Raw genomic sequence first — 21,034 nt, forward strand, 5'->3', positions numbered from 1 at the left:
CTTACCACGGGGCCCAGTCCGGATCGATCTGGCGCTCCCGACGGTCGATGCCGTCGATGGTCTCGACGTCCTCCGCGTCGAGGTCGAGCGCGGCGCTGCCGAGGTTGTCGCGGATGTGCTCCATGCCGGTGGCCTTCGGGATGGCCGTCGCGCCCTTCTCGCGGAGCCACGCGAGGCTGACCTGCGCCTCGCTCGCGTCGTGTTTCTCCGCCACCTCTTGAATCTCGGGGACGTCGAACACCTCGCCGCGGGCCAGCGGGGAGTACGCCACGAGGTTCACGCCCTCCGCTTCGGCACACGCCTGCAGGTCTTCCTGGGGCAGGAGCGGGTGCATCTCGACTTGATTGGCGAAAAGCGGCGCGTCGAGGACCTCCTTCGCCTCGCGGACCTGCTCGGGTTCGAAGTTGCTCACGCCGACGCGCTCGATCAGGCCGTCGTCGTACAGCTCGTCGAACGCCGGCAGCGTGTCCGCGGCGTCGTACTCGCCGGCCGGCCAGTGGACGTAGAGCAGGTCGACGTAGTCGACGTCGAGCTTGTTCAGACTCTCCCGCGCCGTGTGGATCACGTCCTCGTAGGCGAGGTTGTCCGTCCACACCTTCGTCGCGAGGAACACGTCCTCCCGGTCGACGTCCGCCGCCGCGATGCCCTCGCCGACGAAGCGCTCGTTGTCGTACGCCTGCGCCGTGTCGATGTGCCGGTACCCCGCCTCCAGCGCCGTTCGGACGCTCTCGGCGCACTGGTCGGCGTCGGTGTTCTGCCACGTTCCGAGACCGAGCATCGGCATGCCGTCGACGCGCGCTACGCTATCGGAAGAAATCTGCTCCTGAGACATGGTCGAAACGAGGGCCGTCACGCGGAAAGGGGTTCGGGATGCGGAGAACGTATAGGCCGACTGGGACGTTACCACGCACCAACGACGGGGCCGGGCGCGCGGTGCGAGCCTCCGCGGCGAGCGTCGCGCGACTCGCCGGAAGACGCAAAGCGTCTTCCGAATCCGCACTCACTTCGTTCGTGCGGACGGGGAAGGGTAGGTTGTCAGCGACGAACGTCCGCGACCGGAGTGAGCAGTTCTCGGGCGTGACCGGAGGGAGCGGCCGGACTTTTTGGCCGAGCTTTTTGCCGTGAGAGGTTCGCTCGCGAAGTGAGCGAACCCCAACGGGAAAAAGGTCGTAGTGTCGTCTCAGTACTTCGGCTCCGCGCCCGTGATCTCGTAGACGTCGTCCATGATGGCGTCGCGGCGGCGGCGCCAGTCCTCGAAGCCGGCGGGGGAGGTCGGGTAATCGTCGTACACGTCCTTCAGGCGCTCGGCGCACTCGTGGACCTTGTACAGTTCGTACAGCGTGTCCCAGTGGCCGAACGTCTTGACGATGGTCTTGAGCTTGAGCCACGGGCCCATCGAGGAGGTGCCCTCGCTGCCGAGCGCGTCGACGAGCTGCTGGCCGGGGAGCGAGGAGACGACGGCGACGAGTTCGTCCACGTCGTGGGCCCCGCCGAAGATGTTGTAGAGGTCCATGGCGGCGAAGCGCTTGCCGAAGTCCTGCATCACCTGCCGGTTGTACTCCCAGAGCGTCTCCTCGCTCGGGTCGTCGTCCTCGACGGCCGCGATCGCTCGCTCGGCCGCCCAGTGGCCGGCCTTCGCGGCCCCGGGGATGCCGCCGCCGGTGGTGGGGTTGACGTGGCCCGCGGCGTCGCCGACCGCGACGAAGCCCGGCGCCGTCGCCGAGTCGTAGGGCCGGCGCGTCGGGAGCGCCGCGCCGAGTTTGTCCTCGACCTCGGCGCCCTGAAACTCCTCGCGGTTCTCCAGGTCGCGCTTGAGCACGTCGACCAGCTCCATCGGCTCCTTGTTCATCTGGAAGCCGAGCCCCGCGTTGATCTCCGTCGAGGAGCGCGGGAAGTACCAGAGATACCCCAGCTCCTCGGTCGGCTTGAACACGATGGCGTCGTCCCACTCGACCGGCTCGTCGACGTGGACGATCTCGCGGTACGCCGAGCAGAACTGCGAGTAGTCGACGTTGGTGTCGAAGGTAGCATCGGCCAGATCCGCCTTGTCCTGCAGGATAGAGAGCGCGCCCGCGCCGTCGACGACCACGTCGGCCTCGTAGGTCTGGGCCTCGCCGCGGCGCTTGGCGCGAACCCCCGTCACCCGGCCGTCGTCGGCCTGCACGACGTCCTGGACGACCGTATTGTACTCGATGTCGACGCCGAGGCGGTCGACCTCTTCGAGGAGTACCTCGCCGTAGCGCTTCCGGTCGAGAACCGCGCCCTGAGTGCCGAGCGGGATGTCGATGTCGTCGCCCGAGTGGGGGTTCTCGAAGACGGCGCGCGTGATCTTCTGGTTCTGGAACGACTCCTCTTTCAGGTACTCGCGGTCGATCACGTCCGGGAACGTGCTCTTGCCCTTGATAGCGTCCCCGCACGCGATGTGGCCCGCCTCCTCCTCGGACTTGCGCTCGAGGAGTGCGACGTCGAGGCCCTCGCCGGCCGCCGTCGCCGCGGCGAAACACCCCGCGGTCCCACCACCGACGACGATGATATCGTACGTGTCTGCCATTATTGACATTCGTTCGAGTCCATCTCATAAAAAACGGGTGCAAACAGTCGCCACACCGCCGGATCGTTGTCCGGGGGCGGAAGACATATACGATCCCCGACTACTTTACAACGATCATGAGACGGAACGCACACGTCGCCGCAGTGATAGGAGTCGCGCTGTTGCTCGCGACCAGCGGATGCATCGGGTTCGTCCTCGGGGACGAACCGCTCGAGTTCGAGGCGTCGAACGCGACCGTAAGCGAGAGCGGACTCGACGAGACTGGCTACACGCACGAGGAGTCCCAGTCCCTGCGCGAGAACCGCACTATCGAGCGCGTCGACCGCGACGTGGCTGTCGAGGGGCACGCCAACGTCTACGCCAAGACCGACGAGTTCCTCGACCGGGAACAGCAGATAGCCATGTTCGCCACCACGTCGATCCCGGAAGTAGAAGTGCTGGGGCGGTCGTTCAATCCGCTCAGCGAGATGTCCAACGAGGAACTGCTCGACCGGTTCCAGTCGGAGATGCCCGAGGAGTACCGCGGCACAGACTTCACGGTCGACGAGTCGAAGACGGTCAACGGCGTGCTCGGCGAATCGGCGAACGTGACGCGCTTTACCGGCACCACCGAGTTCGAGGGACAGGAGGTCGAGGTCGCGGTGTACATCACGAAGGTCAAACACGACGGCGACTGGGTCGTCATGATGGGCGCGCACCCGACCCAGCGGCCCGAAGAGGAGTACAACATCGAGACGCTGATGCAGTCGGTCGAACACGGCGACGAGTAGTCGGCGTCGCGGTCTCTCCTCTCGTCAGTGCGGATAGTCCAGTAGCGAGGAGTACGGACGAGCGGAGTTCTCGAAAATGTCCGCGCGAGCGAAACGAGCGAATCCGAGCGGAAAAAAGGTCGTCTTAGTAGAACTCGCGGACGAGGTCCATCGCGTCCTCGGGCGCGCCGTCCGGGATCTCGGACATGTTCGCGTCGAGGCCGTGGAGGTCGCTGTAGGGGACGGAGTTCTCGTCCTGATAGATGACGCCCTGGTACTCCTTGTCGCCCTCCAGGATCTTCTTCTTGGCGGCCTCGCGGTCCGTGGGGTCGTGGTCCTCGTCGGCGAGGTCGACGATGGAGTCGCGGAAGTAGTCGTAGGTGTCGACGTCGTTGAACGTCACGCACGGCGAGTAGACGTTGACGAAGCCGAAGCCGTCGTGCTCGATGGCCTTCTGGACGATTTCGGTGTGGCGCTGGGAGTCAGAGGAGAACGACTGCGCGATGAACGTGCCGCCGGCGGCGAGCGAGAGCGCGAGCGGGTTGACCGGGGGCTGCTTAGGGCCCTCGGGCGTCGTGCTCGTCTCGAAGTCCTCCCGCGACGTGGGCGAGGCCTGGCCCTTGGTGAGGCCGTAGATGCGGTTGTCCATGACGACGTAGGTCATGTCCACGTTCCGGCGGACGGCGTGGATGAAGTGGCCCGCGCCGATGGAGTAGCCGTCGCCGTCGCCACCCGCGACCATCACTTCGAGGTCGGGGTTGGCGAGCTTGACGCCGGTGCCGACCGGGAGCGCGCGCCCGTGGACGCCGTGGAGGGCGTACGAGTGCATGTACGTCCCGATCTTGCCGGAGCAGCCGATACCGGCGCAGATGAACGTGTTGTCCGGGTCGTTGCCGGTCTCGGCGAGCGCTTTCATCATACCGTTCATCGTGCCGAAGTCGCCGCACCCGGGGCACCAGGTGGGCTGCTTGTCGGACTTGAAGTCAGTGAATCGGATTTCCGAGCTCATGGTGTAACCTCCGCTTCGAGTTCGGCCTTGATATCGTCGGCCAGTTCGTCGGCCTTGAACCGAACGCCGTTGTACTTGTTCACGCGCTTCAGGCGGGTAAGGGTGTCGTGCTCCAGCAGGTCGGCGAACTGGCCCTGCTCGTTACACTCGACGACGATGACCTCCTCGGCCGCCTCGACCTCCTCGGTGAGGTCCGGACGCGGGAAGATGTACGGCACCGAGATGAAGCGCACGTCGATGCCGTCGTCCTCGAGGAAGTCGAGCGCCTCGACCATCGCGCCCTCGTTCGATCCCCAGGAGATGACGAGGGTGTCGGCGTCCTCGTCGCCGAACTCGCGGTAGTCCCAGTCCTCCTCCTGCTCGGCGGTCTCGACCTTCCGGTTGCGCTTGTCGACCTGCTTGACGCGCTCGTCGGTGTCCTCTGTTCGGCGGCCGAGTTCGTTGTGCTCGAGGCCGGTGGACATGTGGGCGCCGCCGTCCGTACCGGGGAACGCGCGGGGGCTGACCCCGTCCGGGGCGTCGTAGTGGGGCTGGAAGCGGTCCTGCTCGTCGAGGTACTGGTCGATGTCGTCCTCGTCGACGACCTTCCCGCGGTCGATCTCGATCGCGTCCATGTCGAACTCCTCGGGCTTGAACGTCTGTTCCGTCACCGCGAGCGCGAGGTCCGAGACGAGATAGACCGGGAGCTGATATTTCTCGGCGAGGTTGAACGCCTCGACGGTCTTCTGGAAACACTCCGCGACCGTGGTCGGCGCGACGACGAACCGCGGCACCTCGCCGTGGCCGCCGTACAGCGTCATGTTGAGGTCGCCCTGCTCCTGCTTGGTCGGCATCCCGGTCGAGGGGCCCGAGCGCATCACGTCGCAGATGACCAGCGGGGTCTCGCTGGTGGCGACGAGGCCGAACGTCTCGGTCATGAGGTCGATCCCCGGCCCGGACGTGGCCGTCATCGCGCGGGCACCGGCGCGGGCCGCGCCGAGCGCCATGTTGATCGCCGAGAGCTCGTCCTCGGCCTGGACGACGGTGCCGCCGTACTGGTCGATGCGACCGGTCAGGTACTCCATCACGTCCGTCGCGGGCGTGATCGGGTAGCCGGAGTAGAACCGACAGCCGGCGGCGATCGCGCCCATGCCGATCGCCTCGTCGCCGTTCAGGAGGACGAGGTCCTCGTCGGTGGTGTCGATGCTGTACTCGGGCAGGTCGTCGTAGTTCTCCTCGACGTACTCCTGACCGAGGCGGGCGGCCTGCTTGTTGTTCTCGACGAGCTTCTCGCCCTTGCTGGCGAAGCGCTTCTCGAGCGACTCGTCGAGGTTCTCGATCGGGAAGTCGGCGATCTGACAGGCGGCGCCGAGCGCGACGACGTTGCGCATGATCGCCCCGCCGGCGTCCTCGGCGAGCGACTTCAGCGGGACGTCGACGCCCGTGACGCCCTCGGGGATCTCCGCGTCCCAGGAGCGCTCGCCGTCGTAGATGACGACGCTGTCGTCGTGGAGCTCCTCGACGTTCTCGTCGATGGTGCGCTGGGTCAGCGCGACGAGGATGTCGAGGCGGTCGACGACGCTCTGGACCCGATCTGTCGACGAACGGATCTTGTACGCCGTGTACCCGCCGCGGATCCTGGACGCGAAGTCCTTGGATGTGAACACGTGCCGTCCTGCTCGGGAGAGTGCCTGCGCGAAGATCTTTCCGGTGGAATCGATGCCGTCGCCGGCTTCCCCACCGATCGCCCAGTTCAGGTCCTCGGCCATATTGACGTAGGAGTAGCCCCCACCAAATCAAAAGCCTTCTGAAACACCAACCCAACAAATCGTAAGTGATAGATACGCGTCCGGCGTAAAAGGAAGGCCTTTGACTCGCCCTCGAGTACGATACGCCCATGGACGCAACTCAGGTGACGGTCCGCGACGTCCGGTCCGTCGGCGCCGACACGGTCGCGCTCGAACTGGAGACGCCCGACGGGTTCGACGCGAAACCCGGCCAGTTCGTGCTCCTGCGCGCGACGGTCGACGGCGAGGAAGTATCGCGACACTACACCCTCTCCTCCCCGGACGTCGAGGGGACCTTCGAGATCACGGTCGGCGTCGACCCCGACGGCGACCTCAGCCCCTGGTTAGCGGACCTCGACGCGGGCGACGAGGTCTCGGTCGAGGGGCCGTTCGGCACCGTGTTCTACGAGGACGAGGACGTGGTCCTGCTCGCCGGCGGACCGGGCGTCGGTCCCGCCGTCGGGATGGGCGAGCGCGCGCTGGCGGACGGCCACGACGTGGCTATCGTGTATCAGGACGATTCGCCCGCGCACGAGGAGCGTCTCGCCGCGCTGTCGGCGGGCGGCGCGACCGTCATCGTCACCGGCGGCAGCCTCGACGAGGCGGTCGCGGAGGTCGCCGGCGGCGGGCAGGTGTACGTGTTCGGGTTCCGCGAGTTCGTCGACGACTCGCTGGCCGCCGTCGAGGCCGCCGGCGGCGACCCGGACGACGCGAAGGTCGAGAACTTCGGCTAACCGCCGGACTGCGGCGGGATAAAAGAACGGCGGGAACTAAGTACCGCGCATGATTGGCTATCTTACATGTCATTGTTCGAACGTACCCGCCGGGCGGTCAACGAGCGCCTCGATCACCTCAGCGCGGGGTACGACGGGTTCCGCGTGGCGGGCGACACCGTCGAACTGACGGACGAGGAGTTCGCCCTCGCCCGCGAGCGGGCCGAGGACGGTCGCGTCGGCGGCGCGAGCGCGTGCGTGCTGGACGGCGATCGGGTCCTGCTCGTGCGGACCCGGGAGTCGGCCGGCGCGTGGGGCGTCCCCGGTGCCGCCGCGACCCCGGGCGAACAGCTCGAAGCCGCGGCGACGCGTGCCGTCCGCGACGCCACCGGCGTGACGTGCACGGTCAGCGACCTCTATCAGGTTCGGCGGCGACGGACCGTCGCCGCGGACGATCCCGACGGCCCGACGATACACAGCCTCTGGGCTTTCTTCGACGCCGACTACGACGCGGGGACGCCGACGCCGGCGGGCGATGACGTGACGGCGACGGAGTGGTGGCAGTCGCCGCCCGACGTCGTCCATCCGGTCGTCCAGTCGCGAGTGCACGAGTGGGCGACCGACCACGACCGGGCGCAGCGTCCCTAGCGCGGTGTTGACGCCGGACCACGCCCCAGAGGCGATTGTGATGCCGACCGATCGGTGAGGAAACGGCCTCAGAGGCCGAGTACCGACCGGAGCCGGTCGAGCAGGCCGCCCTGCAGTTCGAACACCGCCTCCATCTCCTCGTTCGTCAGCTCGAAGTCGAAGACCGCGGCGTTCTCCCGGAGGTGCTCCTCGCTCGACGCCTTCGGGATCGCGGCGACGTTCTCCTGCTGGAGCAGCCACCGGAGCGCGACCTGCGACGGGGTCTTGTCGTACCGCTCACCGATCTCGGCGAGGGTCTCGTCGTCGACGATCTTCCCCTTCCCGAGCGGGCTGTAGGCCGTGAGGAGCACGTCTTCCTCGATGCAGAACGAGAGCAGGTCGGTCTGTTCGTTGTACGGGTGGTACTCCATCTGGTCCGTGACGACCGGCGTCGCGGAGGCCGCGATCGCCTCTTCCAGTTGCTCGGCCGAGAAGTTGCTTACGCCGACGTGCTCGACGCTTCCGGCCTCCTGCAGTTCGTTCATCGCGCCGAGCGTCTCCGCGGTATCTGCGTACGACCGCGGTGCGTGGATCAACAGGAGGTCCACGTACTCCACGCCGAGGCGGTCGAGGCTCCCCTCGAACGAGTCGAACACGTCCTCGCGCGCGAGGTTCGACGGGTGGACCTTCGTGACGAGAAACACGTCGTCGCGGTCGACCTCGTGGTCGCGGATCGCCGCGCCGACCGCTTCCTCGTTCTCGTACATCTGCGCGGTGTCGACGTGTCTGTACCCCAGATCCAACGCCGTCTCGACCGCCCGGCGACACTCCTCGCCCTCCATCCGGGCCGTGCCGAGGCCGAGCGCCGGGACCTCGACGCCCTGTGCGGTGACTGTCTCCATGAACGCCGTACGGCAGCCACCGCAAAGAAAGCGGGCCGGTCATAGGAACTGCTGTACGTCATTTCGGTATTTCGGCGACCGGTGTTGCCGAACACCGGTAACCGGTTACAGCAGTCCCTATCAGTGCTCGACGAACTCGACGAGGATCCCGCCGGTCGACTTCGGGTGCAGGAAGGCGACGTCGTGGCCCCACGCGCCCGGCCGCGGCTCCTCGTCGATCAGGTCGACGCCGTGGTCCCGCACGGCGTCGAGCGCCGCCTCGACGTCGTCCGTTTCGAGCGCGAGGTGGTGGATCCCGGGCCCGTTCCGGTCGAGGTAGTCCGCGACGGTGCCCCCGTCGGTGGGTTCCAGCAACTCGAAGTAGCCGTTGCCCAGATCGAGGAAGACGACCCGGAGGTCGTCGAGTGCCTCCTCGTGGGCGACCGGCGCGTCGAACAGGTCGGCGTACAGGTCCGCGAGGTGGTCGGCGTCGTCGGTCGCGATGCCGGCGTGGTCGAACTGCATGCGCGGACGAACGGGGAGTAGCCACTAAAATGAACAGGCGACGCGTCGCCGCGCGCGACGGTGCGTCGCGCACCCGCCTCGGCCGTCGCGCGATCCCTCTCAGGTCACGACGGCTGCTGGCCGCGCCTCGATATAAAAAGGTCAGCCCAGCGCGCTCCCGGGGTGGTACTCGCCGAACACGTCCCGGAGGACGTTACAGACCTCGCCGACCGTCGCGTACGCCTTCACGGCGTCGACGATGTACGGCATCACGTTCTCGTCGCCCTCGGCGGCCTCGCGGAGCGCGGCGAGCGCGGCCTGCGCTTCCTCCTCGTCGCGGTCGGCTTTGACGGTCTCCAGGCGGTCGATCTGTCGGCGCTCGTCCTCCTCGGTGACCTCCTGGATGTCCATCTCCGGTTCGTCGTCGGTCTCGAACTCGTTGACGCCGACGATGATCCGGTCGCCCTCCTCGATCTCCTGCTGGCGCTCGAAGGCGGTGTCCTGGATCTGTCGCTGCACCCACTGCTCCTCGACGGCGCGGAGCATCCCCCCCTTGTCGTCGACGGTGTCGAGGAGGTCGAACGCCTCCGCTTCGAGTTCGTCGGTGAGGCTCTCGACGTAGTAACTGCCGGCGAGCGGGTCGATGGTGTCGGCCGCGCCGGACTCGTGAGCGAGGATCTGCTGGGTGCGGAGCGCGGTGCGGACGCTCTCCTCCGTCGGGAGCGCGAGCGCCTCGTCCTTGCCGTTCGTGTGGAGGCTCTGGGTGCCGCCGAGCACGGCGGCGAGCGCCTGATAGGACACGCGGACGACGTTGTTCTCGATCTGCTGGGCGGTCAGGGTGGAGCCGGCGGTCTGGGTGTGGAACTTCAACTGCTTCGACTTGGGGTTCTCCGCGTCGAAGCGCTCGTCCATGATCTGGGCCCACATCCGGCGGGCGGCGCGGAACTTCGCCACCTCCTCGAAGATGTTGTTGTGGGCGTTGAAGAAAAAGGAGAGCTGGGGGGCGAACTCGTCGACGTCGAGGCCGGCGTCGATGGCCGCCTCGACGTACTCGATCCCGTTGCCGAGGGTGAACGCGAGCTCCTGCGCGGCGGTGGATCCGGCCTCGCGGATGTGGTACCCCGAGATGGAGATGGTGTTGAACTTGGGGGTCTCCTCGGCGCAGAACTCGAAGATGTCCGTGATGATCCGCATCGACGGCTCGGGGGGGTAGATGTAGGTGTTGCGGGCGATGTACTCCTTCAGCAGGTCGTTCTGGATGGTCCCCCGCAGTTCCTCGCGGTCAGCGCCCTGCTTGTCGCCGACGGCGATGTACATCGCCAGAAGCACCGACGCGGGCGCGTTGATCGTCATCGACGTCGACACCTCGTCGAGCGGGATACCGTCGAAGACGGTCTCCATGTCGTCTAACGTGTCGATGGCGACGCCCGACTTCCCCACCTCGCCGGCGGCCATCGCGTCTTCGGAGTCGTACCCCATCTGCGTCGGCAGGTCGAACGCCATCGAGAGCCCGGTCTGGCCCTCGTCCAGCAGGTAGTTGAAGCGCTCGTTGGTCTCCTCGGGGGTCCCGAAGCCGGCGTACTGGCGCATCGTCCACAGGCGGCCGCGGTAGCCCGTCGAGTAGACGCCGCGGGTGTACGGCTCGCGCCCCGGGAACCCGAGGTCCTCCTCGTAGTCCATGTCGGCGACGTCGTCGGGCGTGTACAGCCGGTCGACCGTCCGGCCGCCCGTGTCGGTCTCGAACTCCTCTTTCCGTTCCCCGAACCGCTCCACCGTCGGTTCGACGTCCTCGGCTTCCCACTCCGACTTGGTCTCGCGTATCGCTTCGAGGTCGTCCGGGTCGAACATTATTAAAAACGAGGGTTCCCCGGGACTTAATCCTTGACGAATCGCGCAACTCCGCCGGGGTGGCCGCGGTCGAACGGCACCGGGCACTTTTTGCCGGCGGGGGACGGACGTACGGGTATGTCGACGCCCATTCCCACTGACGACGAGGACGTTGACCGCCGGCGGGCGGCGCTGTACATCGCGCCGTTTCTCGTTCTCGGCGTCGGGAACCTGCTCCTGATCCTCATGTGGGGCGTCAACCCGCTCTGGGGGTTCGCCATCCTCCCGCCCATCCTCTTTATCAGCGTCATCGGCTGGATCGCGTTCAAGGGCGGGTTCGCGCACGACCGCGGCGGCGCGCCCGACGACCGCGTGGGGGAGTAACGCTTCGGACCGACCCCGGTACGGTCAGCGGCCGGTGTCGTACTTGTACGAGGCGCTGTCGGGGTCGATCCCGAAGTCCTCCGGGGACTCTTCGGGCTCCTCGTCGCCGCCGGCCTCGGCGCCCTTGAACGCCTCGCGGAGGCGCGCGGGCATGACGAATTCCGAGACGGACAGCACCATCGGGACGGCCTCCGGGGAGATGTTCTCGCGCTTGTCCTCCAGTCGCCCCTGCAGCGCCTCGGGGAGCTCGTTCTCGCCGATGCGCTCGAAGCCGAACTGCGTGAGGTAGCTCGGCTCGTCCACGAGCGCGTACACGAACGAGAAGCCCTCGTCGCGGGCGTGCTCGATCAGCCGCTCGACGACGTGGGCGCCGACACCCTGCCCGCGCCACACCGGCAGGACGCCGATACTCGTGAGCTCGCAGACGTCGTCGCCGTCGACCTTGTGGATCCGGATGCGGCCGAACCCGGACTTCTCGCCCGTCTCCTCGTCGAGGGCGATGACGTAGTCGCGCGAACGGAACGCTGTCTCGTCCAGCCCCATCTCCTCGATGTGGTCCAGCAGCCAGACCTCCTCCCGGTTTTTCGCGTCCCGAACGTACATATCGAAACCTTCGCGCCGCCGGGCAAAAAGTATTTGTGAGTGGTGGCGTCTCCGGGGACGGCGGGGCCGGCGACCCGCCGGCAGAACTCGGCAAAGCGGTCGGATCGCGGGAAAGTACTTTGCAGATGCGGTGAAATTTGCACGACAAGCATGGCGTCGGAATCACTGGCGGAGCTAGACGATGTGGTGCACGAACCGTCCGACGCGTTCGTGGAGTCGACGAACGTGTACGAGTTCATGCAGACGTACGGCGTCGACGACTACGACGACCTGATCCGGCGAACCACGAGCGAGGTGGAGGGCGTCGAGGCGTCCGGCGTCGACTGGTTCTGGGACGAGGTCGTCGACTACCTCGACGTCGAGTTCTACGAGGACTACGACGAGGTGCGAGACGACAGCGAGGGGCCGCAGTTCACGGACTGGTACCCCGGCGGGACGATCAACATCTCGCACAACGTCTTGGACCGCCACGCCGCTGTCGACGTGGAGACGCGCAACAAGGTCGCCTGTATCTGGGAGGGCGAGGACGGCGAGATCCGGGAGGTCACCTACCACGAGCTCCAGCGGCAGGCGAACAAGGTGGCGAACTACCTCGACGAGCAGGGGGTGGGGACGGGCGACACGGTGGGCCTGTACATGCCGATGGTGCCCGAGGTCATCGCCATCCTCTACGGCTGTTTCAAGGTCGGCGCGGTCGCGGTGCCGATCTTCTCGGGGTTCGGCGTGGACGCGACCGCCACCCGCATCGCGGACAGCGAGTGCTCGGTGCTGTTCACCGGCGACGGGTTCTACCGCCGCGGCGACCCCGTCACGCTGAAGGAGACGGCCGACGAGGCGATCGAGGAGGCCGGCCACGTCGAGCACACCGTCGTCTACGACAGGCTGGGCGCGAGCGAGGACGACGGAGCGGTCGACATTCCGTGGACGGACGACCGCGACGAGTGGTGGAGCGACGCCGTCGAGCCGCAGGACGACGTGTTCCAGACGAAGGAACTGCCCGCCGACCAGGAGTCGATGCTGCTGTACTCGTCGGGGACGACCGGCAAGCCGAAGGGGATCGTTCACACCCACGCCGGCGTGCAGGTGCAGTGCGCGAAGGAACTCCATTTCGGCTTCGACCTGAAGCCCGCGGACCGCTTCTTCTGGGTGAGCGACATCGGCTGGATGATGGGGCCGTGGACGCTGATCGGGACGCACACCTTCGGCGGGACCGTCGTGATGTACGAAGGCGCGCCGGACTACCCGCAACCCGATCGGTTCTGGGAGATGATCGACCGCCACGGGATCACCCAGTTCGGCATCTCCCCGACCGCCATCCGGGCGCTGCGCAAGCAGGGCGACGAGTGGGTCGAGGGCCACGACCTCTCCAGCCTCCGCATTCTCGGCTCGACCGGTGAACCGTGGGACCCCGAGTCCTGGCAGTGGTTCTACGAGCACGTCGGCGGGGGGGAAGCGCCGATCGTCAACATCTCCGGGGGCACGGAGATCTGCGGCTGCTTCCTCATGCCGATGCCCATCCAGGACCTCAAGCCCTGCACGCTCGGCGGCCCCGGCCTCGGCATGGACATCGACATCGTGAACCACGACGGCGAGTCGATCGCCGACACGAACGAGCGCGGGTTCCTCGTCGCCCGCGACTCCTGCCCGTCGATGACCAAGAGCCTCTGGAGCGGCGACGAGCGCTACCTGGAGGAGTACTGGTCGACGTGGGAGGACCTCTGGGACCACGGCGACTGGGCCCAGAAGGACGCGGACGGCTTCTGGTTCCTCCACGGCCGGGCCGACGACGCGCTCAACGTCGCCGGGCGTAAGGTCGGTCCCGCGGAGGTCGAGGGGGCGCTCATCGAGCACCCCGACGTGAACCAGGCCGCGGCGATCGGCGCGCCGGACGACACGACCGGCACCGCCGTGGTCGCCTACGTCGTCACCGAGGACGGCGTCGGGGAGTCCGACGACCTGCGGGAGGACCTCCGCGAGCAGGTCGGCGAGGAACTCGGCAAACCCTTCCGGCCCCGCGAGGTGCTGTTCGTCGACGAGTTCCCGAAAACCCAGTCCGGCAAGATCATCCGCCGCGCCATCCAGGCGACCTACACCGGCGAGGACTTGGGCGACATGAGCAGCATCGAGAACCCCGACGCCCTAGACGAGATCGCCGCGGCGCGGTAGGCGTTCACGCCGTCGGTCGACGGTGCCCGCCGTCCGCTCTCGTCGCCTCGCAGTGTACATATCAACCGCCGGGTTTTGGGTAGTCTGGGCCGTCCGATACTGTATGTCTGATAGTGACACACACGAACGTCTCGAAGCGCGACCGGTCGACGACGACTCGCTGCTGTTCGTCGACGACGACCACTTCACGGAGGAGACGGTCTGTCTCGTCACCGGTGGGGGGTCCGGGATCGGGCGGGCGACCGCGGTCGCGATGGCCGCGAACGGGGTGACCGCCGTCGCCACCGACGTCGACGAAGACGGCCTCGCGGAGACGGCAGAACTGGCGGAGGAGATCGGCGCCGACGGGCGCGTCGAGACGGTGGTCGGCGACCTCACCGACGACGAGGACATCGAGCGCATCGTGGGGGCGGCCGCCGGCCACGGCACCCTCCGCTATCTCGCTAACATCGCCGGGATGCAACACATCGACGCGATCGAGGACTTCCCGATGAAGCAGTACGACCGGATGCACGACGTGATGCTCCGCGCGCCGCTGTACCTCGCGAAACGAACCATCCCGCACATCCGCGAGACGGAGGACGGCGTCGGCGCCGTCGGCAACATGGCGTCGGTCCACGGCCACTTCGTCACCTCCGACAAGGTGGGCTACAACGTCTCCAAGTTCGGTCTCCGTGGCCTCACGCAGTCCATCGCCGCGGAGGGCGGCGACGGTCTCCGGGCGTACTCCATCAGCACCGGGTACGTGAAGACGCCGCTGGTCACCGACCAGATCCCCGACACGGCCGAGCAGCGCGGCATCTCCGTCGACGAGGTGATAGACGACGTGATGCTCGGCCAGTCCCGCGTGAAGGAGATGATGGACCCCGTCGACGTGGCCAACCTGTTCGTGTTCGGCTTCTCCGAGCACGCGCAGCACCTCAACGGCGGCGACCTGCTGTTCGACGGCGGGATGACGCTGACCTACGAGTAACGGTAAGCGAGGCGCCCATCACCGACGCGGGCGGGTGCCTCAGCGGGCGGGTCCGGCGCCTCCCCGGCCGCGCCGGGGACGCCTCTGACGTCGCTGGGCGCACGGCCCGGCCGACGGAGCGGTCGCCCTCGCGCTACGACCGCCACTCGCGGCGGAGGAGGCTGTACGTGCAGGCGTCGCGGTACGCGCCGTCCGCGAACTCCACCTTGCGCTCGCGGACGTCCTGGGTGAACCCGAGAGATTCGAGGACGCCCCGCGACGCGTCGTTGTGGGCGTACGCCCCGGCGCTGACGCCGTGGACGCCGCTCTCGCGGAACACGAGGTCAACGAGGAGTTCGGCCGCCTCCCGACCGTAGCCGTGACCCTGATGTTCCGGGAGCAGCCAGTACGAGATCCACGCCCGCTCGCCGTCGACGCCGTAGGCGTGCACCGCCCCGATCGGCGTCGTCGCGTCGCCGGGGTGACCGGCGGGCGCGTCCGGGTCGTCCAGACACGCGACGAACCCGCGCGTGCCCTCGCCCTCCGCGACCTCCTCCACCTGCTCGCGGCGCTCCGCGTGGTTCCCGTGGACGAAGGAGCCGAGCAGGAACCGCACGCGCGGGTCGGTGTTCGATCGCTGGAGGAAGGCGGCGTCGTCGCGTTCGATCGTACGAAGCGCGACGCGCTCGCCCGCCTCGATAACGGGACCGGGCATCAGTCGCTTCGCGGACGATCGCCGGCCTCCCATTCCTCGCGCAGGACGCCGTACTGTATCTCGTCGCGGTATGCGCCGTCGACGAACCGCGCCTCGCGGCGACGGGACTCCTCGACGAACCCGAGGGATTCGAGCAGGCCCCGCGACGCCTCGTTGAAGTCGTACGCGCCCGCGCTGACGCCGCGGACGTCGTACGTCCGGAACAGCGTGTCGACGGCGAGTTCGACCATCTCGCCGCCGTAGCCCTCGCCCTGGTGCTCGGGGAGCAGCCAGTACGCCAGCCACGGCCGGTCGCCGTCGAGGTGCCGTGCGGTCACGGTACCGACCGGCGTCGTCTCGTCCTCGTCGGGGTGGCCGTAGGGCGCGTCCGGGTCGTCGACGCAGGCGAGGTAGGCTGCGGCGCCGTCGCTCTCCAGCCACTCCTCGATGGCCTCCTCCGACTCGGCGCGGTTGCCGTGGTGGATCGCGCCGAGGGGCCACCGGATCCGGGGGTCGGTGCGGGACCGCTGGAGGAAGGCGGCGTCGTCGCGCTCGACCGTGCGGAGGACGACGCGCTCGCCCTCTTCGATGACGGGTCCGGGCATCACTCGCCCTCCCACTCGCGTCGGAGCAGCCCGTACTGGTGGGCGTCGCGGTACTCGCCCTCGACGAAGTGCATCTCCCGGTTCGCGCCCTCGTGGACGAACCCGAGCGCCTCGAAGCGCTCCCGGGCGTCGTCGCCGTCCAGCACGGCCGCGGTCAGCGAGTGCGCGTCGTACGTCCGGAACAGCGTGTCGACGACGAGTTCGAGCGCCGCCTCGCCGTACCCCTCGCCCCGGAACTCGGGCGCGACCCAGTGGACGATCCCCGGCCGGTCGCGGTCGACGTGGGAGACGAACACGAACGCCACCGGCGTCGTCTCGTCCTCGTCGGGGTGGCCGTAGGGCGCGTCCGGGTCGTCGACGCAGGCGAGGTAGACCGCGTTCGCGTCGTCCTCGAACTCCTCCTCGATGGCCTCCTCGACCTCGGCCTCGTTCTTGTGGCCGTCGGCGTGGACGCCGACGCGGGCCCACGGGTCCGCGTAGAACCGCTGGAGGAAGGCGGCGTCCTCGCGCTCGACGGTACGCAGCGTGACTTCGTCGCCGGCCTCGACGATCGGTCCCGGCATCAGTCGTCACCTCCGCTCACGGGGCGCAGTCCGTCTCGGCACCCGACCGAACGTTCGGTCGCGGAGCGCGCGACGCGGTCGCCGCGTCTGGAGAGCTCGGTTGACATGTCACCGGGATCGGAGGGGAGGATTAAATCGATTTCGAGAGACTGTTACTCATTGACGAACGGTCGCACCGCGCCGGTCGGCGGACCGCCGGGCGACGCCCGGGCGGCGTCGTCCCCGTCTACCGCCCGCGATCGGCATCGGACGGTGGACCTCCTCCGTCGCCGTCAGTCGTCGGTGGCGGTCGCCGCGGGCGATCCGCGCTCGACCCACGTGCCGCCGTCGAAGTCGACCGCGTCGTTCCACTTGGCGACGAGCGTCGTCACCGCCAGGTCGCCGCTGATGTTCGTCATCGTGCGCATCCGGTCGAGGATGGGGTCGACCCCCGCGACGAAGCCGACGATCTCCAGCGGCAGGCCGAGCTGAGTCAGCACGAGCGTCAGCATGATCAGCCCGGTGCCGGGGACGCCGGCCGCGCCGACGCTCGCGAGCACCGCGATGGCGACGACGGTGAGCTGCTCGCCGATCGTCAGCGAGACGCCGGCGATGTTGGCGGCGAAGATGGCGACAACGCCCTAGTACATCGCCGTGCCGTCCATGTTTATCGTCGCGCCGAGCGAGAGCGAGAAGCTGTAGACGCTCTCGTCGATCCCCAGGTTCTCGTCGGCGTTCGACATTGTCACCGGGAGCGTGCCGCTCGACGAACGGATGCTCAAGGCGGTGATCAGTGCCTCCTTGCCGCCGGCGAGAAAGCCGCGCGGCGACTGCCCGACGAGCAGCACGACGATGCCGCCGAGGTGGACGACGGCGATGTGGAGGGTCACGGCCAGCGCCACCGCGAAGATGAGCAGCGCGAACGGGACGATGGCGTCGACGCCGGCCTCGCCGAACACCGCCGCCATCAGGGCGAACACGCCGACGATGCCGTACTCCATGACGCCCCAGACGATCTTGAACATCGCCTCGGCCCCGGCCTCGACGACGTCGAAGATGGTCTCCACCCCGCGCAGGACCGCCTCGTCCTCGGCGCTCTCCTGGATCATCGCCAGCGCCAGGCCGAACACGATGGCGAAGAAGATGGTCGGCAACACGTCCCCGGCGGCCATCGCGCCGATCGGGTTCTCGGGGACGATGCCGAGAAACACCTCCTGGAGGTCCGGCGCCTCGGCCTCCTGCGGCTCCGCGTCGGTCAGCTCCAGGCCCGTCCCGGGTTTATCAGGTTCCCCACGGCGAGCCCGATGAAGACGGCGAACGCGGACGTGACGGCGTACAGCAACACCACTTGTCCGCCGATCTTTCCGAGGCTGCTCGGCGACAGCTTCCGCGCGCCCATCACCAGCGTGAACACGATGATGGGGATGATTATCATGCTCAGCAGCCGGACGAACAGGTCGCCGAGCGGCTGGAGTCGCGTCGCCGGTTCCCCCACTGCGAGTCCGAACAGCGACCCGAGCACGAACGCCGCGCCGATCCGGTACACTATCGGTATCGAGCGGTACCGTCGCCAGTACCGCATCGCGCCACTGGATGACAATATCTCCACCCGGTCCGGGCTTCATCGATCGTTTGCATAAGTGTTGCCGGTAGATCGCGCGCCGCGGCCGTCGGTCCCCCGAAACCGCGTGCGGCCGGTCCGACGCGTCACGCCCCTTCCCGGCCCGCCAGGGCGATGAGCGCCGAACCCGCCAGTCCCGCCGCCCCCGCGGCGAGGAAGGCCGGCGCGTACGATCCCGTCGCATCGAACGTCGCGCCCGCGGCCCAGGGGGCGACCAGCCCGGAGACGGCGAACGAGAGTGAGACGAGGCCGAACACGGCGTTCGGGTTCGCCGTCCCGAACAGGTCCGTCGTCAGCGGCGAGAGCAGCGCGCCGTTGCCGCCGTAGGCCGCGCCGTAGACGGCTGCGAACGCGAACAGCCCGACTGCGGTGTCGACCAGTGGCAGGGCGAGCGTCGCCGCGCCCATCGCCGCCGAGCACGCGACGAACGTGCGGTGGCGGCCGAGCCGGTCCGCCGCCCACCCGACGGCGACGCGGGCGGCGCTCGTCGTCGCGCCGACGGCGGCCAGCGCCAGCGCGCCCGCCCGCTCCCCGATGCCGACCGCGCCGGCGTGGGCGACGACGTGGACGAAGACGACGTACAGCGTCGCGTAGACGAGCACCCACCCGGCGAACACGAGGCCGAACGTCCGGGAGGCGGCGACGGCGACGACCTCGTCGCGGTAGGTCGCCCAGTCGGTCGGCGGCCTCTCGGGGTAGCCGTCGGGGAACTCGGGCGTCGGGTCGACGCCGCGGCTCGGCGGGTCGTCCGCGACGAGGGCGACCGCCGCCGCCAGCAGGACCGCCGCGCCGCCGGCCAGCGCAAGCAGGGTCGTCCGCCACCCCGTCGCCCCGACGAGACGGCTGGCCGCCGGCGCGACTGCGAGCATCCCGACGCCGAGGCCGGCCGTAGCGATACCGGCCGCGAGGCCGCGCCGGCGCCCGAACCACCGCGGGACCGTCGCGTACGAGACCACGTACACCGCGCCGAGGCCGACCCCCGCGACGACGCCGTAAGAGAGCAGGAGCGCCGGCAGCGTCCGAGCGCGCGTCGCGAGGGCGGCGCCAGCGACGAAGAGGCCGGCGCCCAGCGCGAGCAGTCGCTGGACGCCGTACCGGTCGGCGAGGACGCCGATCCCCGCGGCGGCGACGTAGATCACTGCGGTCTGGACGGAGAACACCAGCGACACGTCGGCGCGGGAGAGGGCGAGGTCCGACTGGACTGGCCCCAGGAACACGCTGTAGGAGTACGAGACGCCGAAGACGACCAGCGTTCCGAGGAAGCAGCCGACGACGACCCGCCACCCGCGATAGACGCCCTCGCTCTCGGCCATCCGGCGTAACATCGATCGGGCAAGGTTTAAAGGTAGTATTGTCGACGATCGTCAAGTATGTCGAGTGATACAGGCACTGCGAACGGAGGCAACGCCATCGAACGCGCCGGGCGGCGACTCGCGGACGTCGTCGAGCGGTGGATGCCGAGCCCGTTCCTGTTCGCGATCATCCTCACGTACGTGGTGTTCGGCGTCGGCGTCGCGGTGGAGAACGTCGGCCCGTTCGAGATGGTGGAGTTCTGGGTGGACGGGTTCTGGGCGTTCCTCACGTTCGCGATGCAGATGGTGCTCATCCTGATGACCGGGTTCGTGATCGCCTATCACCCGCGGGTGAACGACGCGCTGCAGGGGCTGGCGTCGATACCGAACGACGGCAAGCAGGCCGTCGTCCTCGTCGGCGTCTTCTCGATGGTGATGGGGTGGGTCCACTGGGGACTGAGCCTCATCGTCGGCGCCATCTTCGCCCGCGAGATGGGCAAGGCCGCCCACGAGCGCGGGATCGACGTCCACTACCCCCTGCTCTGTGTCGCGGGGTACATGGGCCTCGGGCTGACGTGGCACTGGGGGCTGTCCGGGTCCGCGCCGCTGCTGCTCAACACGCCGGGCAACGAGTTCATCCAGCAGGAGATAATCACCGACGTCGTCCCCACGAGCCAGACGATCTTCAGCGCGTACGCGCTGACCCTGACCGCGCTGTCGACTCTGTTCGCCGCGGCCGTGCTCTATCTCCTCGCGCCCGCGCCGGAGCGCAGCGACGGGATCACCGAGTACGTCCCCGAGGACGAACTGTTCGGAACGGCGACCGACGGCGGCGAGGCGACAGAGAGCGAGCGCGCGCCCGCGGACGGCGACGGCGGGCCGGTGCCCGCCGAACGGATCGACAACAGCCGCCTCCTCGGCGGCCTCATCGCGCTCACCGGCGTCGCCATGGTCGCCTATACGCTCGCGACGCAGGGATTGGACGGGTGGAACCTGAACGTGGTCAACTTCGCGTTCCTGTTCTCCGGGCTCCTGATCTACCAGCGCCCCGCGCTGTACCGCGAGCGCTTCGGCGAGGCCGCGGAGGCCGCCGCCGGCATCATCCTCCTCTTTCCCTTCTTCGCCGGCATCCAGGGGATGATGAACGCCTCGGGCCTCTCCCAGACCATCGCGGACGGGCTGTTCGCGGTGTCGACGACGGAGACGTTCCCCGTGATCGCCTGGCTCACCGGCGCGGTCGTGAACCTGTTCGTCCCCTCCGGCGGCGGCGAATGGATCGTCATCGGGCCGTCCGTGGTCGAGGCGGCCCAGGACCTCGGCATCCCGATCGGGCACGCGACCATGGCCTACGCGGTCGGCGACGCCCACACGAACCTGTTCAACCCGTTCTGGGCGATCCCCCTGCTCGCCATCACCGGGATCAAGGCCCGCGAGATGTTCGGCTACGCCATCGCGATGCTGCTCGCGCTGATCCCATTCCTCGCGGTCGTACTGTTCCTCCTGCCCTACTGATCGGCCGCCTGTAGTAGAAATTGAAACTATTCACAC

The 21,034-nt window shown here is 68.1% G+C and carries 19 protein-coding genes and 1 pseudogene; 7 read left to right on the top strand and 13 right to left on the bottom strand.

Annotation, left to right across the window (positions count from 1 at the left end; all coding sequences use genetic code 11):
* Position 1: 1 nt before the first annotated feature.
* Together D8670_RS09890 and D8670_RS09895 are read right to left on the bottom strand one after the other, a co-directional pair.
* A complete protein-coding gene (locus D8670_RS09890) occupies positions 2–832 on the bottom strand; it encodes an aldo/keto reductase (protein WP_121817947.1) in 831 nt (276 codons plus the stop codon).
* Positions 833–1,180: 348 nt separating this feature from the next.
* Positions 1,181–2,560: a geranylgeranyl reductase family protein gene (locus D8670_RS09895; protein ID WP_121817948.1), complete on the bottom strand. Its 1,380-nt coding sequence runs from the start codon at positions 2,558–2,560 to the stop codon at positions 1,181–1,183.
* Positions 2,561–2,667: 107 nt separating this feature from the next.
* Here D8670_RS09895 and D8670_RS09900 point away from each other — a divergent pair, with 107 nt between their 5' ends.
* Complete coding sequence (locus tag D8670_RS09900; protein WP_121817949.1) at positions 2,668–3,321, top strand: DUF6517 family protein; 654 nt, start codon at positions 2,668–2,670, stop codon at positions 3,319–3,321.
* Positions 3,322–3,445: 124 nt separating this feature from the next.
* Here D8670_RS09900 and D8670_RS09905 read toward each other — a convergent pair whose 3' ends face one another.
* Both D8670_RS09905 and D8670_RS09910 read right to left on the bottom strand, forming a co-directional pair.
* Positions 3,446–4,309 (bottom strand): 2-oxoacid:ferredoxin oxidoreductase subunit beta, encoded by an 864-nt coding sequence (locus D8670_RS09905; RefSeq protein WP_121817950.1) that lies wholly within the window; start codon positions 4,307–4,309, stop codon positions 3,446–3,448.
* Complete coding sequence (locus D8670_RS09910) at positions 4,306–6,057, bottom strand: 2-oxoacid:acceptor oxidoreductase subunit alpha (RefSeq protein ID WP_121817951.1); 1,752 nt, start codon at positions 6,055–6,057, stop codon at positions 4,306–4,308. Before D8670_RS09910 ends, D8670_RS09905 begins: the two co-directional genes overlap by 4 nt.
* Positions 6,058–6,185: 128 nt before the next feature.
* On the opposite strand from D8670_RS09910, the gene D8670_RS09915 reads away from it, so the two are divergent.
* Positions 6,186–6,809 carry a ferredoxin--NADP reductase gene (locus tag D8670_RS09915; protein ID WP_121817952.1) on the top strand — a complete coding sequence of 208 codons (624 nt, stop codon included), beginning with the start codon at positions 6,186–6,188 and terminating at the stop codon, positions 6,807–6,809.
* Positions 6,810–6,875: 66 nt separating this feature from the next.
* Positions 6,876–7,436, top strand: coding sequence for an NUDIX domain-containing protein (locus D8670_RS09920; RefSeq protein ID WP_121817953.1), 561 nt, complete (start codon positions 6,876–6,878; stop codon positions 7,434–7,436).
* Between the two features lie 68 nt (positions 7,437–7,504).
* Here the strand turns inward: D8670_RS09920 and D8670_RS09925 are convergent, their stop codons facing one another.
* The 3 genes from D8670_RS09925 to D8670_RS09935 form a co-directional block, all read right to left on the bottom strand.
* Positions 7,505–8,317, bottom strand: a complete 813-nt coding sequence (locus tag D8670_RS09925; RefSeq protein WP_121817954.1) for an aldo/keto reductase — start codon at positions 8,315–8,317, stop codon at positions 7,505–7,507.
* A 120-nt stretch (positions 8,318–8,437) separates the two neighbouring features.
* On the bottom strand, positions 8,438–8,821 hold the full coding sequence (gene mce / locus D8670_RS09930; RefSeq protein WP_121817955.1) for a methylmalonyl-CoA epimerase: 384 nt from the start codon (positions 8,819–8,821) through the stop codon (positions 8,438–8,440).
* Positions 8,822–8,962: 141 nt separating this feature from the next.
* On the bottom strand, positions 8,963–10,648 hold the full coding sequence (locus D8670_RS09935) for an acyl-CoA mutase large subunit family protein (protein WP_121817956.1): 1,686 nt from the start codon (positions 10,646–10,648) through the stop codon (positions 8,963–8,965).
* A gap of 117 nt (positions 10,649–10,765) precedes the next feature.
* Between D8670_RS09935 and D8670_RS09940 the strand changes: the two genes are divergently transcribed.
* Complete coding sequence (locus D8670_RS09940) at positions 10,766–11,011, top strand: DUF8142 family protein (RefSeq protein ID WP_121817957.1); 246 nt, start codon at positions 10,766–10,768, stop codon at positions 11,009–11,011.
* A gap of 24 nt (positions 11,012–11,035) precedes the next feature.
* Here the strand turns inward: D8670_RS09940 and D8670_RS09945 are convergent, their stop codons facing one another.
* A complete protein-coding gene (locus D8670_RS09945; protein ID WP_121817958.1) occupies positions 11,036–11,614 on the bottom strand; it encodes a GNAT family N-acetyltransferase in 579 nt (192 codons plus the stop codon).
* 150 nt (positions 11,615–11,764) lie between these two features.
* Here D8670_RS09945 and D8670_RS09950 point away from each other — a divergent pair, with 150 nt between their 5' ends.
* A complete protein-coding gene (locus tag D8670_RS09950; RefSeq protein ID WP_121817959.1) occupies positions 11,765–13,780 on the top strand; it encodes an AMP-binding protein in 2,016 nt (671 codons plus the stop codon).
* A gap of 103 nt (positions 13,781–13,883) precedes the next feature.
* Complete coding sequence (locus D8670_RS09955) at positions 13,884–14,753, top strand: SDR family oxidoreductase (RefSeq protein WP_121817960.1); 870 nt, start codon at positions 13,884–13,886, stop codon at positions 14,751–14,753.
* Positions 14,754–14,886: 133 nt separating this feature from the next.
* On the opposite strand, the gene D8670_RS09960 is transcribed toward D8670_RS09955, so the two are convergent.
* From D8670_RS09960 to D8670_RS09980, 5 genes and pseudogenes are all read right to left on the bottom strand, one after another.
* Positions 14,887–15,447, bottom strand: coding sequence for a GNAT family N-acetyltransferase (locus tag D8670_RS09960; RefSeq protein WP_121817961.1), 561 nt, complete (start codon positions 15,445–15,447; stop codon positions 14,887–14,889).
* On the bottom strand, positions 15,447–16,031 hold the full coding sequence (locus tag D8670_RS09965; protein ID WP_121817962.1) for a GNAT family N-acetyltransferase: 585 nt from the start codon (positions 16,029–16,031) through the stop codon (positions 15,447–15,449). The genes D8670_RS09960 and D8670_RS09965 overlap by 1 nt, the downstream gene beginning before the upstream one ends.
* A complete protein-coding gene (locus D8670_RS09970) occupies positions 16,031–16,594 on the bottom strand; it encodes a GNAT family N-acetyltransferase (protein ID WP_121817963.1) in 564 nt (187 codons plus the stop codon). Before D8670_RS09970 ends, D8670_RS09965 begins: the two co-directional genes overlap by 1 nt.
* Positions 16,595–16,866: 272 nt before the next feature.
* Positions 16,867–18,155: pseudogene (locus D8670_RS09975) on the bottom strand (dicarboxylate/amino acid:cation symporter).
* Between the two features lie 125 nt (positions 18,156–18,280).
* Positions 18,281–19,507: an MFS transporter gene (locus D8670_RS09980; protein WP_121817964.1), complete on the bottom strand. Its 1,227-nt coding sequence runs from the start codon at positions 19,505–19,507 to the stop codon at positions 18,281–18,283.
* A 57-nt stretch (positions 19,508–19,564) separates the two neighbouring features.
* Here D8670_RS09980 and D8670_RS09985 point away from each other — a divergent pair, with 57 nt between their 5' ends.
* Positions 19,565–20,998, top strand: a complete 1,434-nt coding sequence (locus D8670_RS09985; RefSeq protein ID WP_121817965.1) for a short-chain fatty acid transporter — start codon at positions 19,565–19,567, stop codon at positions 20,996–20,998.
* Positions 20,999–21,034 lie beyond the last annotated feature (36 nt).

The organism is Halostella limicola, from assembly GCF_003675875.1.
GTDB lineage: Archaea > Halobacteriota > Halobacteria > Halobacteriales > Natronoarchaeaceae > Halostella > Halostella limicola.

Bases quoted from the DNA above. Each gene is read 5' to 3' on its own strand.
- D8670_RS09905 (WP_121817950.1), bottom strand. From the start codon at position 4,309: ATGAGCTCGGAAATCCGATTCACTGACTTCAAGTCCGACAAGCAGCCC.
- D8670_RS09950 (WP_121817959.1), top strand. From the start codon at position 11,765: ATGGCGTCGGAATCACTGGCGGAGCTAGACGATGTGGTGCACGAACCG.
- D8670_RS09955 (WP_121817960.1), top strand. From the start codon at position 13,884: ATGTCTGATAGTGACACACACGAACGTCTCGAAGCGCGACCGGTCGAC.
- D8670_RS09925 (WP_121817954.1), bottom strand. From the start codon at position 8,317: ATGGAGACAGTCACCGCACAGGGCGTCGAGGTCCCGGCGCTCGGCCTC.
- D8670_RS09970 (WP_121817963.1), bottom strand. From the start codon at position 16,594: ATGCCGGGACCGATCGTCGAGGCCGGCGACGAAGTCACGCTGCGTACC.
- D8670_RS09960 (WP_121817961.1), bottom strand. From the start codon at position 15,447: ATGCCCGGTCCCGTTATCGAGGCGGGCGAGCGCGTCGCGCTTCGTACG.
- D8670_RS09980 (WP_121817964.1), bottom strand. From the start codon at position 19,507: ATGGCCGAGAGCGAGGGCGTCTATCGCGGGTGGCGGGTCGTCGTCGGC.
- D8670_RS09915 (WP_121817952.1), top strand. From the start codon at position 6,186: ATGGACGCAACTCAGGTGACGGTCCGCGACGTCCGGTCCGTCGGCGCC.
- D8670_RS09900 (WP_121817949.1), top strand. From the start codon at position 2,668: ATGAGACGGAACGCACACGTCGCCGCAGTGATAGGAGTCGCGCTGTTG.
- D8670_RS09940 (WP_121817957.1), top strand. From the start codon at position 10,766: ATGTCGACGCCCATTCCCACTGACGACGAGGACGTTGACCGCCGGCGG.
- mce (WP_121817955.1), bottom strand. From the start codon at position 8,821: ATGCAGTTCGACCACGCCGGCATCGCGACCGACGACGCCGACCACCTC.
- D8670_RS09895 (WP_121817948.1), bottom strand. From the start codon at position 2,560: ATGTCAATAATGGCAGACACGTACGATATCATCGTCGTCGGTGGTGGG.
- D8670_RS09920 (WP_121817953.1), top strand. From the start codon at position 6,876: ATGTCATTGTTCGAACGTACCCGCCGGGCGGTCAACGAGCGCCTCGAT.
- D8670_RS09945 (WP_121817958.1), bottom strand. From the start codon at position 11,614: ATGTACGTTCGGGACGCGAAAAACCGGGAGGAGGTCTGGCTGCTGGAC.
- D8670_RS09965 (WP_121817962.1), bottom strand. From the start codon at position 16,031: ATGCCCGGACCCGTCATCGAAGAGGGCGAGCGCGTCGTCCTCCGCACG.
- D8670_RS09890 (WP_121817947.1), bottom strand. From the start codon at position 832: ATGTCTCAGGAGCAGATTTCTTCCGATAGCGTAGCGCGCGTCGACGGC.
- D8670_RS09935 (WP_121817956.1), bottom strand. From the start codon at position 10,648: ATGTTCGACCCGGACGACCTCGAAGCGATACGCGAGACCAAGTCGGAG.
- D8670_RS09985 (WP_121817965.1), top strand. From the start codon at position 19,565: ATGTCGAGTGATACAGGCACTGCGAACGGAGGCAACGCCATCGAACGC.
- D8670_RS09910 (WP_121817951.1), bottom strand. From the start codon at position 6,057: ATGGCCGAGGACCTGAACTGGGCGATCGGTGGGGAAGCCGGCGACGGC.